Genomic DNA, 13,058 nt, shown 5'->3' on the forward strand with positions numbered 1-13,058 from the left:
CGCGAGCATAGAACACGCAACATCACACGCCGCGCCGGGGTCCCGCGGCCCGGGGGGGGGGGGGGGGGGGGGGGGGGGGGCCCCCCCCCCCCCCCCCCCCCCCCCCCCCCCCCCCCCCCCACCGCATCCCTTTAGACAGCACGGCTGTGCGGACCCGGCCATATCCGGTTCGTGGCAGACTGCAGCAAACGGAGCGTGGAGGCCTCAAAAGTGACAGATCCTGTGACAGCAACCCAATCCGAACAGAAGACGGCAGCGGATACGGTTCTGGAAATTCGCGATGTTGCGAAGTCTTTCGGCCCGGTCATCGCGCTGAAGCGCATGAACCTGACCGTGCGGCGCGGGCGCGTGCATACGCTGCTCGGTGAAAACGGTGCTGGCAAATCCACGCTGATGAAGATTCTGGCTGGCGTGTTCAAGCCGACCTCGGGCACGATTTTGCTCAAAGACGCGGCCTATGCGCCGAAGAACCCGCGCGATGCACGCGCCAGCGGGATCGCCATCGTCTTTCAGGAATTGAGCCTCTCCCGCAACCTGACCGTTGCCGAGAATATTTTCGCGAACCACGAGCCGAGCCGCTTCGGCTTCATCCGCGAGCGCGAGCTGAACGCGGAAGCGACCAGACTCGTTGCCGATCTCGGACTTCCGGTCGATCCGCGCGCCAAGGTCGGCGATCTTTCGATTGCCCAGCGTCAGCTCGTCGAAATCGCCAAGGGCTTGAGCCAGCCTGCCGATGTCGTCATTCTGGACGAGCCGACTTCATCGCTGTCCGACAGCGAGGCGGAAATCCTGTTTTCAATCATCGAGCGCCTGAAGGCCAAGGGCACTGCCGTTATCTATATCTCGCACCGCATGGAAGAAATCATGCGGCTTTCCGACGACATTACGGTTGTTCGCGATGGCGAATATGTCACGACCACCGAAAAGAGCGAGACCAGCATCGAGCGCCTGATCGCGCTCATGGTCGGTCGCGAGATGAACGACATTTACCCGCCGCGTGAAGCGCCGCGCCCTTCGGACGCCGTTCCGCCGATTCTCGCGACAAAGAACCTGTCCGTACCGGGCAAGTTCCACGAGGTCTCCATCGATGTGAAGCCCGGCGAAGTCCTTGGGCTTTTCGGACTGGTCGGTTCTGGCCGTTCGGATGTAATGAAGGCGCTGTTCGGGATGCTGCGGCCAACGGGCGAAATCAGGCTCGAAGGCGAAGCCATCACGCTTGCCTCGCCGCCCGATGCCATTCGCCACGGCATTGCCTTCGTGACCGAGAACCGCAAGGAAGAAGGCCTTGTTCTTCCGCATAGCGTCGAGCGCAACATCAATATGGTGGGGCTCGGCCAGCTGGCGGGGCCTTTCGGCCTGATGCGTTCCAGCGCGGAACGCTCCGCCGCCAAGGCGGAAGTGCTGCGCCTTGCCATCAAGACCGCTTCCATCGACACGGTTGCCGGATCGCTCAGCGGCGGCAACCAGCAGAAGATCGTGCTGGCGAAGTGGCTGCAGACAAAGCCGCGCATCCTCATTCTCGACGAACCGACACGCGGTGTCGATGTCGGCGCGAAATTCGAAATCTATCGCATCATCCGTGAACTTGCCGCCAATGGCGCGGCGATTCTGATGGTTTCCTCCGAACTGCCGGAAGTGCTGGGCCTCAGCGACCGGGTGGTCATCATGCATAACAAGCATGTCGCCGCCATTGTCGATGCCGATGGCCTTACGCCCGAAACCGTCATGAGCTACGCAGCAGGAATGCACCTATGAGCAACGCCCAAAATATCCAGAAGAAAGCCGTGGACGCAGAAGTCCGCCGTTCGCTTTTCTCCTCCCCGCTGGTTCGCCAATATGGCGGCATCATTGTTTCGCTGGCCGTGCTTTGCGTGGTCTTCGCTGTGTTGAACCCGCGCTTTCTGGCTTTCAACAACTTCATGAACATCATGCAGCAGGTGGCGGTGATTGCCGTTGCCGCCTATGGCATGACCTATGTGATCCTGCTCGGTGAGATCGACCTTTCGATTGGCTCCATCATCGCCGTTTCCGGAATGGTGGCGGCGCAAGCCTTCTCCATGGGGTTCGGCTTTGTGCCAACCGTGGTTTTCACCCTTGCGGCGGGCGCCATCATGGGCGGCCTGAACGGAGTGCTTTCGGCAAAGCTGATGCTGCCCTCCTTCATCGTGACGGTCGCGACAATGGGCATCTATCGCGGCATGGTCAGCCTGCCGACCAATGGCGCGCCGGAAATCATCGAAAACGATACCTGGCTCGCCATCGGGTCGGAAAACTGGCTCGGCCTGCCGATCATCATTTGGATTGTCGGCGTCCTGTTCATTTTCAACTATATCCTGCTGTCGAAGACTGTGTTCGGTCGCCGCATCTATCTGTCGGGCGGCAACAAGGAAGCGGCGATTTATTCGGGCATCCGCGTCGACCGCATCAAGATCATCGTCTTCATGCTCTCCGGCGTCATGGCTGCGATCAGCGGCATTCTGCTCTCGTCGCGCCTGTCCTCGGCGCAGACTAATGCGGGCATGGGCTACGAACTCGACGCCATTGCGGCGGTCGTGCTGGGCGGCACCTCGCTTGCGGGCGGCGTCGGCACCATGGTCGGCACCATTCTCGGCGCGCTCATCATCGGCGTTATCAATAACGGCATGAACATGCTGTCTGTGCCTTATTTCTATCAGCTCATCGTCAAGGGCGTGGTCATTCTGGTCGCGGTCTGGCTCGATGTGCGCTCGAAATCCGTACGGACGTAATCGGTGCAGCATATGAAAAAGATCATCACTATCGGCGAAATCGTCGTCGAGATCATGGCCGTGGAAACCGGCAACGGTTTCAAATCCGCCATCCCGTTGATCGGCCCGTTCGCCTCCGGCGCGCCCGCGATCTTCATCGATCAGGCGGCCAAGATGGGCCAGCCTTGCGGCATGGTCAGCGCGGTCGGCAATGACGATTTCGGCGCGCTCAATGTCGAGCGCCTGCAAAACGACGGCGTGGATGTATCGGCCATCGGCGTGCATCCGACAGCCGCTACCGGCAGCGCCTTCGTGCGCTATCGCCCTGATGGCAATCGCGACTTCATCTTCAACATCAAGCACAGCGCATGCAGCGCGATTGGCCTGACACCAGAAGCTGAAACGCTGATCGAGACCGCCGATCATCTGCATATCATGGGTTCGGCCCTGTTCTCCGATGGCATCGTCTCGGCGATCCACGAGGCGACAATCCGCATCAAGGCGAAGGGCGGCACAGTGTCCTTCGACCCGAATATCCGCAAGGAAATGCTGGAATTGCCGGGCATGCGTCAGGCGCTGGCCCATGCTCTGGAAAACACCGACCTGTTCATGCCGAGCGGCCCGGAAATTTTCCTCTTCACCAAGGCGACCGAGGAAAAGGCAGCTGTGGAAGAGTTGCTGGCGCGGGGTGTCAAGGCCGTTGTGGTCAAGCGCGGCGCGGAAGGCGCCAGCTATTTCGACCAGTCCGGCGAAGTTTTCGCGCCTGCTTTCAAGGTCGATGAAATCGACCCAACCGGCGCGGGCGACAGTTTTGGCGCGGCATTCGTAACCTGCTGGCTGCGCGACATGGCCCCGAAGGAAGCTCTTGTCATCGCCAACGCCACCGGCGCACGCGCCGTCGGCGTCAAGGGACCGATGGAAGGCACCTCGACCATGGCTGAAATTGTTGCCTTTCTGCAGAAAAACGGAGTTCCAGCATGAGCGGCACGAACGTTCTGAGCGCACTTCCCGCCCGTTATGCAAGCGGCGTTCGCGGTGGCATCACGTCGATCTGTTCTGCGCATCCGCTGGTGATCGAAGCAGCCCTCCTCGAAGGCATCGCGACCGAGACCGACGTGCTGATCGAGGCCACCTGCAATCAGGTCAATCAGGATGGCGGCTATACGGGCATGACGCCTGCCGACTTCCGCCGCTTCGTGGAAGACATCGCCGCGCGCGTCGGCTTCGACACCAAGCGGCTTATTCTGGGCGGCGACCATCTCGGCCCCAACCCGTGGAAACATCTGCCAGCCGAAGAAGCCCTTGCGAAGTCGGATGTCATGATCGACGCCTTCGTGCGCGCAGGCTTCACCAAAATCCATCTCGATACGTCGATGGGCTGCGCTGGCGAGCCAGTCGCGCTGCCTGATACCGTCACCGCCGAGCGCGCTGCGCGTCTCGCCAAGGTTTCCGAAACGGCGGCCCGCGAAGCCGGATACGACCTGCCGGTCTATATCATCGGCACGGAAGTCCCGATTCCCGGTGGTGCGATGGAAGAAATCGAAGAGCTGGAGCTGACCAAGCCGGGCGCTGCCGTCGAAACCGTCGCCATTCACCGCAAAGCTTTTGCAGCACTCGGACTGGAAGACGCCTTTGCCCGCGCCATCGGCGTTGTGGTGCAGCCGGGTGTCGAATTCGGCAATGAGAATGTCGTCTTCTACAACAGCGAAAAAGCGACGGCTTTAAGCGCTGTTCTGAGCGAAATGCCGCAATTCGTGTTCGAAGCCCATTCGACCGATTACCAGCCGGTGGAAGCGCTTTCCGATCTCGTGCACGACGGTTTCGCTATTCTGAAAGTCGGCCCCGGCCTGACTTTTGCACTGCGCGAGGCTCTTTATGGTCTCGACCAGATTGCGGCATTCCTCGACAAGCTGCCGTATGAAGAAACCCTGCGCGGCAAGATGGAAGCGCTACTTCTGGCCGAGCCGAAGAACTGGGAAAAATATTACCACGGCGACGCGGAAGAGCTGCGGCTGCAACGCCATTTCTCCTATAGCGACCGCATTCGCTATTACTGGCCGCACCCGGTGGCAACCGCCGCCGTCGATTCGCTTTTGAAGCGCCTGGAAGGTCGCAAGATACCCGAAACGCTGATCAGCCAATATCTCGGCACGCTTTATCCGGCTGTCGCCTCGGGTGCGGTCGAAGCCACGCCGCATGCGCTGATGGTCGAAGCCGTCCGCAATGTCGTACGCACTTACGGCAAGGCTGTCGCCTAATTCTCGGAACAGCTTGCGCCTTGCGGCGCAAGCTGTTGGTCTATTTTCCCGGCGCAAGCCGCGCCAGAAAATCGTCGCACCAGCGTGTGACGTCATGGGTTTTGAGAAAATCCATCATGTCGTTATAGCGTTCCTGCCGTTCTTCCAGCGGCATGGACAGCGCCCGCGCAATCGCATAGGCAACGGCTTCCGTATCATAGGGATTGACCAGAACCGCACCATCCAGTTCCTGCGCGGCACCGGCAAAGCGTGAAAGCACAAGCACGCCGGGATCATCCGGGTCCTGCGCCGCGACATATTCCTTTGCCACGAGGTTCATGCCATCGCGCAGCGGCGTGACCAGCCCCACTTTCGCCAGACGATAAAGCCCGGCCAGCACATCGCGATTGAGAGACCGGTTGATATAGCGGATCGGCGTCCAGTCGAAGGTGGCGTTCGCCCCGTTGATGCGCCCGGCCATTTCCGCCACTTCCCGCTGCATATCCTTATATTCCGGCACTTCGGTGCGAGACTTCGGCGTCACCTGCAAAAAGGTGACATGGCCGCGATTGACCGGATCGATTTTCAGAAAATTCTCGAAAGCTTCAAGCCGGTTGGTGATCCCCTTGGAATAATCCAGCCGGTCGACGCCGATGATCAGATCGCGCCCGCTCATGCTGTCGCGCATGCGCTTTACGGAACTGCTGTTTTGCGTCTTCATCGCAATCTCGGCAAAGGCTTCGGTTTCGATGCCGATACCAAAACTGTCCACGCTGAAGCTTCGCCCGAAAGCCTCGAACCGCCGGGGTTCAATCTGTTTGCCGATCTTTTCCCGCCGCAGACCCCCGATGAAATTCTCCACATCGTTTTCCGTCTGGAAACCGACGAGATCGTAATAGGTCAAACCGCGAATGATCGCCTCATGCACCGGAAGCGTCAAAAGCAGATCGGCTGGAGGCCATGGAATATGCATGAAAAAGCCGATGCGATTTTCCACCCCGCAGCGCCGCAATTCTTCGGCCAGCGGGATCAGGTGATAATCATGCACCCAGATTGTGTCGTCGGGCTCGATTAGCGGCAGCAATTGCTGCGCGAACAGCCGGTTGACCCGAAAATAGCCCGCCATATCCTTGCGGGTATAGTCTATGAGGTCCAGCCGGTAATGGCAGAGCGGCCATAGCATGCGATTAGCGAAGCCGGCGTAGTATTCGTCGATATCTTTCTTTTGCAGGCTTAGCAGCGCATAGCTGATCGGCCCGACCTGTTTCGTTTCCAGTTGATGTGTCTCTCTGCCGGACAGTGTTTCACCGGACCAGCCGAACCAGACACCCCCTCTGACATTCAAGGCCGCCTGCAAGGCGACGGCCAATCCTCCTGCCGGGGCTTTTCCCTGCTTATCCGGCAGGGGAACGCGGTTGGAAACCACGACAAGGCGTCCCACTCCATTCTCCTTTCATCGTGTTAGAGCGCGTTTCGATCTGATTGAAGCAGATCGGCGCTCTAACATTTTTGTTTTTACGCACATCTTATCCGAAAACCGTTTCACACTTTTCGGGATGTGCTCTATTGCGTGCCCGCCATTTTGATCACCCAAGCCCGCAAGGCTTTCGGCGAGGCAACCGCGTCCGTGGACAGGTCGCTGATCGCTTCGCCCACGGCAATGCCCATTCCGCCCAAATCCATCGCCGCTTGCAGCATCGGTATATCCGTCAGATCGTCCCCGAACGCGACCGGAAGACGCCCGGCAAAGGCCTTGCTCTGCATCAGGCGGCGCAGAGCGACGCCCTTGTCGCCATGACGCGAACGCAGTTCGAAAACGAATTTCCCAGCCTGAACCCGCCAGTCGGGACCGGCCAGTTTTTCCGCCGCATCGATCAATTCACGCGCAATGTCTTCCTTCTCGGGCGCAAGCCTGAAGTGAACTGCGATCGCATTGCCTTTATCTTCCAGCAGAAGCCCGGCAATACCGGATTGCGTCTCACGAATAAAATCCTTGGCGCGCGCGAATTCTTCGCCCGGCTCCAGCTTTTCGACCTGCCCCGACGGCAGCCGGAACTCGGTGCCGTGCAATGCCGCGATAGCGCCTGAATAGGAAGGGAAACGCTTTGCCACGAAATCCAGCGGACGGCCCGTCATCAGCGCCACTGCGCCGGACAAACGCTCGCGCAATTTTTCCAAGGCGGTCACCAACGCGGGATCGACAACGACGCCGTCCGGCGTTGGTGCGATATCCAGCAGAGTTCCGTCGATATCGAAGAAAAGCGCATAACCGGAATGCTCCGGCGATAATGCCGCAAGCGAAATTCTCTCTGAATGGATCGTGGAGAGGTGCATAGGTTCCAAACCGAATACCCCGTCAAAAGTTCCACAATTCCACAATCTTATCCGCTAGCTTATGCGGTTTTCCGATCACGCCATGCGCGGCGTTTTCCGTTTGAACAGCACGGCAGCCAGACCGAGGATCAGCGTGCCCGCGATGAACAGGAAGGCTGCGGCGGCAATCGCCGGGCTGATGTTTTCGCGGATGGTGGAAAACATCTGTCGCGCCAGCGTGCGCTGGTTGGGACCGGCGACGAACAGCGTCAGCACAACCTCATCCAGCGACGTGGCAAAGGCCAGCACCGCGCCCGAAACCACGCCCGGCATGGCGAGCGGCAACGTCACCCGGCGAAACACAGTCAGCGGCGATGCTCCGAGACTTTCCGCCGCAAGCTCCACTCGCCGGTCAATGCCCGCAAGTGCGCCGGTGACGCTCACCATCACAAAGGGGATCGACACCACCGTATGCGCGACGATGACCCCGAAATAGGAATTGGCGATGCCGAGCCGCACGAACAGCAATTGCATGCCGACGCCCATCACCACCGCAGGCACCACCATCGGGAGCAGAAACAGCGTGCGGATTGGACCGGACAGGAACAGCGCCCGATTGCGCAGGCCAAGGGCTGCCATAGTACCAAGAACCGTCGCCAGCGTCATGGTGCCAAAGCCGATGATCAGGCTGTTGACGATGGCGCGTCGCCAGGCATCGGCTGTTGCCAGTTCCTCGAACCAGCGCATCGACCAGCTTGGCACCGGATAGGTGAGGAACACGCTCGACGTGAAGGCCAGCGGCAGGATGGCGAATAAGGGCGCGACCAGAAAAAGGACAGCGGCCACGCCGAACACGATCTTGACGGAGCGTCCCATGGTTATGCCCTCCCCCGCTTTTCGTTGGTCAGGCGACCATAGACCGCATAGAGCAGCAGGCAGACAACCAGCAGCACCATACCCAGCGCGCCAGCCATGCCCCAATTGGCCGAGCCGGTGGCATAATAGGCGATGATCGAGCTGATCATCTGGTCGCTCGGACCGCCGATCAGTGCCGGTGTGATGTAATAACCAATGGCGCTCATGAAGACGAGCAACATACCGGACAGGATGCCCCGCATGCTGAGCGGCAGCAGAACACGCAGGAACGCCCGCCATGGCGGCGCACCCAGCGAAGCGGCGGCAGGCATCAGATTGTTCGGGATGGACACCAGCACGCTGTAGATCGGCAGAACCATGAACGGCAAAAGCACATGCGTCATGGCGATGATCACGCCCATCCGGTTGAAGATCAGCGGCAGTGGCCCGTTGGTGAGACCGAGCCAGATCAGCGTGTCGTTGATCAACCCCTTGTCCTGCAACAGAATGAACCATGCTGCCGTGCGCACCAGAAGCGATGTCCAGAGCGGCAGAAGCACGGCTGCAAAAAGGGCGCTTTTCACCCAGCCCGTGGCGGAAGCCAGCAACACCGCATAGGGATAACCGATGGCGGCGCAGGCCAGCGTGACCAGTGCGGCGATCCAGAATGTGCGCAGCATGATGGCGCGATTGGCCGACGTGCCCGCGGCCATGGAAACAATCTCGCCTGAACTGTCGCGTTCCATATCCACCGCCGCCAGCAGATTGCGGTCTGTGGTGGGGGACAGCGCATTGGCAATGGCCCGCCAATATTGTGGCTGGCTCCAGCGTTTATCGACTGCTTCCAGATCTAGCGCCGGATCGTCTTTCTCGATGGCTGTAAGCGTCTTGCTCATCAATGTGCGAAAGCCCGACTGGGCGCTGTTCAGGCGCCGCACCATATCGCCGACCGCCTGCTGATCGGTGGATGCCCTGAGATCGGCAACCAGCGCCTGTTTCATCTCCGGTGTCGGACCCGATTGACCGTCCCAACCGGCGACGGCCTCCGCCGTTTGCGGGAGAACCCGCAGCACCGCCGTGTCGGAGATTGCCTGTTTCATCATCACGCCAAGCGGCCACAGGAAAAACAGCGCAATGAAGATCAAAAGCGGCGCGATGAGCAGAACCGAGCGTGTGCTTTTGGCGGAGAGAACCGTCATGCGACAATTGTCCAGCAATCGGCTGCATTGAAATGCGCCACCACATCGACGCCCGGTTGCCATTCGCGCGCCTTACGGTCGAGGCGCACAATGAAATGATGCGCCTTGTCATCCAGCTGGATGCGCAGATGATCGCCCTGATAAACACTATCGGTCACGCGTGTGCTGAGATTATTGTCGGCCTTGGCCTCGCCGCCCAGTTCGATCCGCTCCGGGCGGATGGAAAGCAGCACATCTTGCCCCGGCGTCAGCGCGCCGGATGATGAGGCGTTCAACTCGGCGCCGTTCTTGAGGCGGATCAACGTTTTCGTTCCATCGACACGCTCCACCTTGCCTTCGGCCAGATTGGTTTCACCAATGAATTCTGCCACGAAACGGGTCTTCGGCTCGTCGTAGATTTCGCGCGGCGAGCCGATCTGTTCGATCTGTCCCTTGTTGAACACGGCGATACGGTCCGACATGGTCAGCGCCTCGCTCTGGTCATGTGTCACGAAAACGATGGTCAAACCGAGGCGGTTGTGGAGCGCGCGGATATCGAGCTGCATCTGTTCGCGCAATTGCTTGTCGAGCGCGCCAAGCGGCTCGTCCATCAGCACCACGCCCGGTTCGAAAACCAGCGCACGGGCCAAAGCCACACGCTGCTGCTGCCCGCCGGAAAGCTGCGACGGCTTGCGCTCGCGCATGGTTGAAAGCTGCACCATATCCAGCACTTTTGCGACCTTGTCGGATATCTCCGCCTTGCCAAGCCCGCGCATCTGCAATGGGAATGCGATGTTCTCGCCGACGCTCATATGGGGAAACAGCGCATAGTTCTGGAACACGACGCCCATATTGCGCTTGTAGGACGGAACATCGTTGATCGACTTGCCATCGACGACAAGCTTGCCGCCGCTCGGGCTTTCAAAGCCAGCGAGCATCATCAAAAGCGTGGTCTTGCCCGAACCGGATGGCCCAAGCAAACTGACGAACTCGCCGCGTGCTATATCGAGGTTGAGCCCGTCTATGACTTTGAAATCGGCGTAGGATTTACTGATATTCTCAAATCGAATTCGATAGTCCGTCAATGAATCACTCCAGTTGCCGGCATCGGAATATCCCGTCCACCGATGGAGCGGGTCCAGTTTTAACGGAACCGCTCTATCTCTTTGTTATCTCGGCAGACGGGATGGCGATGGGTGTTCTCAGGCTAACCCGTTTACTGCGCCAGCCAGGCGTTGAAGCGCTTCGTCAGCTCTTCCGAATTGTCGATCCAGAAATCGACATTGAGCGGAATCGCATCCGTCATATTGGCTTCCGCCGTTGGCAGATCGGCTGCGAATTCCGCCGGAACCTTGCTCGCGGCGTCCTTGTTCGGCAGACCATAGGCTACATATTTCGGCAGCTTGACCTGATTTTCCGGTTCGCTGGTAAACGCGATGAAATCCATGCCTGCGTCCTTGTTTTCGGCGTCCTTCAGGACGACCCAGCTATCGACGGCATAGATGCTGCCCGGCCATACAACCTTGAAATTCTTGCCTTCGGCGCGGTTGATGCCGGTGATGCGACCGTTATAGGCCGAAGCCATTACAACTTCGTCGGAAGCCAGCAATTGCAGCGGCTGCGCCCCTGCTTCCCACCACACGATATTCGGCTTCAGCTCTTCGAGCTTCTTGAAGGCGCGGTCAACGCCTTCTGGCGTGCCCAGCACATCATAGACTTCATCCTTCTTGACGCCATCGGCGAGTAGAGCGAATTCCAGCGTGTACTTTGCGCCCTTGCGCAACGAGCGCTTGCCGGGGAACTTCTTTACATCCCAGAAATCCGCCCAGGACTTGGGGCCGTCCTTCAGCTTGTCGCCATTATAGGCAATGGCCGTGGACCAGACGATGGCGCCAACACCGCAATCATTGACCGCGCTGTCGAGGAACTTGTCCTTGCCGCCAAGCTTGTCCCAGTCGATCTTTTCATAAAGACCATCGGCGCAGCCGAGCGCCAGTTCCTCGGCTTCCACCTGCACCACATCCCAATTGGGCTTGCCAGCCTTCACCTTGGCCTGAACGACACCGTAACCGCCGTCCCATGATTCATCGAGCAGCGGCTTTCCGGTCTTTTCCGAAAACGGCTTGAAATAGATTTCGCGCTGCGCATCCTGATAGTTGCCGCCCCAGGAGACGACGGTCAGATCGCGCGCGGCAGCAGGCGCGGCATGAAAACCGGCCACAGTTGCAAGAAGTGCACCGGCATAGGCAAGGCGTGCCATTTTCATAATTTTATTTCCCCATTTGTTTCGACAGGTTCATCCTGCCGTAGTTGTAATGGGAACCATGCTAGCCCGATCATTTGTTGCGGGCAATAAGCTATTATCAGCCATAAGCGAAAGTGTTACGCACCGCTGACCGTGGCCTGATCTATATCTTCTGCGCCAGAATCTTATCAATGCGCCGACCATCCATGTCGACAATTTCGAAGCGCCAGTCGTCATATTCGAAGCTGTCGCCGACGGACGGCAAATCGCCCAGCTGCAACAGCGCAAAACCGGCAATCGTGTGATAGCCGCGATCTTCCGGGATTTCCGTAAAGCCCAGCCGATGAAAGGCTTCATGGGCTGACATCAAACCGTCGATCAGAAGCGAACCGTCCGTGCGGGTCACGATATCCGGCTCTTCATCATCAATATCGGGTATATCGCCCGCGATGACTTCAAGCAGGTCAGACTGCGTGACAATGCCTTCGAGGATACCATATTCGTCAACCACCACGACCAGCCGTACCGGACTTTTCTTGAAGATTTCCAGCACGCGGAAAATCGGCGTTGCTTCGTGCACCACGACGAGTTCGCGGATCGCCTTCAGTGGATCGACCGCATGACCGTCGAGTACCTGATCCAGCAGGTCTTTCTTGAGAACCATGCCGATGGGTTCATCAATGCTCTGATGGGCGATCAGCAATTGTTCGTGGCGACAGTCGCGGATGGTCTTGAGCATTTGTTCCTGACTGTCATCGGCATCGATCCAGTCGATTTCGCGCCGTGGCGTCATGATATCGCCAACGCGACGATCACCGATGGTCAGCGCGCGCGCCACCACCTCGCGCTGTGTCATTTCGATCAGCCCGGCCTGCTGGCTGGCTGCAACGAGCAGCTTGATTTCTTCGGGAGAATGAGTCGAACCCTCTCCGTTGCCGGGCTGCAAGCCACACAGGCGCAGCACCAGATTGCCCAGAGCGTTAAGCGTCGAAATGGCGGGCCAGAAGATGAAGGTGAACGCGCCGAGCGGGCGGACGACAAAAAGCGCCGTGCCCTCGCTGCGCTGCAAGGCGAGGCTTTTGGGCGCAAGTTCGCCTAGCACGATATGCAGCGCCGTAATGATGATGAAGGAAATCGCAACCGCGATGGCATGGGAACCGAAGCTTACCCAGTTGGTTGGCAATGCGCCCAAAGCGGGTTCTATGAGATGCGCAAGCGCCGGTTCGCCGATCCAGCCAAGCGCGAGCGATGAAATGGTGATACCAAGCTGGGTGGCCGCCAGATTGGCGTCGAGATGATCAACCGCGCGCATAAGGGCAGAAGCGTTGGTGCGCTTTGCCGCGACCAGTTCAGCCACCCTGCTTTTACGGACCGCGACCAATGAAAATTCAGCGGCAACGAAGAAACCGTTAGCAGCCACCAGAAGAAGAACCGCTACGATACCGATAACATCAGCCCAATACATGCTTGTCCCTATCGCGGGTTGCGACTCTTATTTTTACAG

General features: G+C 59.0%; 11 protein-coding genes. 4 read left to right on the forward strand and 7 right to left on the reverse strand.

The annotated features are described in order from the left end of the window. The first annotated feature begins 210 nt into the window (after positions 1-210). Genes ABWW11_RS17800 through ABWW11_RS17815 form a run of 4 tightly spaced genes read left to right on the forward strand, consistent with a single transcriptional unit; the run spans position 211 to position 4,984 of the window. On the forward strand, positions 211-1,755 hold the full coding sequence (locus ABWW11_RS17800) for a sugar ABC transporter ATP-binding protein (RefSeq protein WP_319080786.1): 1,545 nt from the start codon (positions 211-213) through the stop codon (positions 1,753-1,755). Beyond that, positions 1,752-2,747 carry an ABC transporter permease gene (locus ABWW11_RS17805; RefSeq protein WP_167836168.1) on the forward strand — a complete coding sequence of 332 codons (996 nt, stop codon included), beginning with the start codon at positions 1,752-1,754 and terminating at the stop codon, positions 2,745-2,747. Before ABWW11_RS17800 ends, ABWW11_RS17805 begins: the two co-directional genes overlap by 4 nt. 12 nt (positions 2,748-2,759) lie before the next feature. Beyond that, positions 2,760-3,707, forward strand: a complete 948-nt coding sequence (locus ABWW11_RS17810) for a tagatose kinase (protein WP_109366941.1) — start codon at positions 2,760-2,762, stop codon at positions 3,705-3,707. After that, positions 3,704-4,984: a D-tagatose-bisphosphate aldolase, class II, non-catalytic subunit gene (locus ABWW11_RS17815; RefSeq protein WP_109366940.1), complete on the forward strand. Its 1,281-nt coding sequence runs from the start codon at positions 3,704-3,706 to the stop codon at positions 4,982-4,984. The genes ABWW11_RS17810 and ABWW11_RS17815 overlap by 4 nt, the downstream gene beginning before the upstream one ends. A gap of 40 nt (positions 4,985-5,024) precedes the next feature. Here the strand turns inward: ABWW11_RS17815 and otsA are convergent, their stop codons facing one another. The 7 genes from otsA to ABWW11_RS17850 all read right to left on the reverse strand — a co-directional run bounded on the left by otsA (position 5,025) and on the right by ABWW11_RS17850 (position 13,019). After that, on the reverse strand, positions 5,025-6,404 hold the full coding sequence (gene otsA / locus ABWW11_RS17820; protein ID WP_109366939.1) for an alpha,alpha-trehalose-phosphate synthase (UDP-forming): 1,380 nt from the start codon (positions 6,402-6,404) through the stop codon (positions 5,025-5,027). Positions 6,405-6,526: 122 nt separating this feature from the next. Next, on the reverse strand, positions 6,527-7,297 hold the full coding sequence (gene otsB / locus ABWW11_RS17825) for a trehalose-phosphatase (RefSeq protein ID WP_109366938.1): 771 nt from the start codon (positions 7,295-7,297) through the stop codon (positions 6,527-6,529). Between the two features lie 75 nt (positions 7,298-7,372). Beyond that, positions 7,373-8,152, reverse strand: coding sequence for an ABC transporter permease (locus ABWW11_RS17830; RefSeq protein WP_121539506.1), 780 nt, complete (start codon positions 8,150-8,152; stop codon positions 7,373-7,375). A 2-nt stretch (positions 8,153-8,154) separates the two neighbouring features. After that, positions 8,155-9,330, reverse strand: coding sequence for an ABC transporter permease (locus tag ABWW11_RS17835; RefSeq protein ID WP_121539507.1), 1,176 nt, complete (start codon positions 9,328-9,330; stop codon positions 8,155-8,157). Then, on the reverse strand, positions 9,327-10,394 hold the full coding sequence (locus ABWW11_RS17840) for an ABC transporter ATP-binding protein (protein ID WP_109366935.1): 1,068 nt from the start codon (positions 10,392-10,394) through the stop codon (positions 9,327-9,329). Before ABWW11_RS17840 ends, ABWW11_RS17835 begins: the two co-directional genes overlap by 4 nt. A gap of 131 nt (positions 10,395-10,525) precedes the next feature. Beyond that, the gene (locus ABWW11_RS17845) at positions 10,526-11,575 is read right to left on the reverse strand and encodes an ABC transporter substrate-binding protein (protein WP_109366934.1); all 1,050 of its coding nucleotides are present in this window, start codon (positions 11,573-11,575) and stop codon (positions 10,526-10,528) included. Between the two features lie 142 nt (positions 11,576-11,717). Next, positions 11,718-13,019 (reverse strand): hemolysin family protein, encoded by a 1,302-nt coding sequence (locus ABWW11_RS17850; protein ID WP_121539508.1) that lies wholly within the window; start codon positions 13,017-13,019, stop codon positions 11,718-11,720. Between the last annotated feature and the right edge of the window lie 39 nt (positions 13,020-13,058).

The sequence above is a fragment of the Brucella sp. NBRC 113783 genome, from assembly GCF_040372265.1.
GTDB classification, from domain to species: domain Bacteria; phylum Pseudomonadota; class Alphaproteobacteria; order Rhizobiales; family Rhizobiaceae; genus Brucella; species Brucella teleogrylli.

Coding starts and splice junctions, on each gene's coding strand:
- ABWW11_RS17805 (WP_167836168.1), top strand. CDS start 1,752: ATGAGCAACGCCCAAAATATCCAGAAGAAAGCCGTGGACGCAGAAGTC.
- ABWW11_RS17810 (WP_109366941.1), top strand. CDS start 2,760: ATGAAAAAGATCATCACTATCGGCGAAATCGTCGTCGAGATCATGGCC.
- ABWW11_RS17815 (WP_109366940.1), top strand. CDS start 3,704: ATGAGCGGCACGAACGTTCTGAGCGCACTTCCCGCCCGTTATGCAAGC.
- otsB (WP_109366938.1), bottom strand. CDS start 7,297: ATGCACCTCTCCACGATCCATTCAGAGAGAATTTCGCTTGCGGCATTA.
- ABWW11_RS17830 (WP_121539506.1), bottom strand. CDS start 8,152: ATGGGACGCTCCGTCAAGATCGTGTTCGGCGTGGCCGCTGTCCTTTTT.
- ABWW11_RS17835 (WP_121539507.1), bottom strand. CDS start 9,330: ATGACGGTTCTCTCCGCCAAAAGCACACGCTCGGTTCTGCTCATCGCG.
- ABWW11_RS17845 (WP_109366934.1), bottom strand. CDS start 11,575: ATGAAAATGGCACGCCTTGCCTATGCCGGTGCACTTCTTGCAACTGTG.
- ABWW11_RS17850 (WP_121539508.1), bottom strand. CDS start 13,019: ATGTATTGGGCTGATGTTATCGGTATCGTAGCGGTTCTTCTTCTGGTG.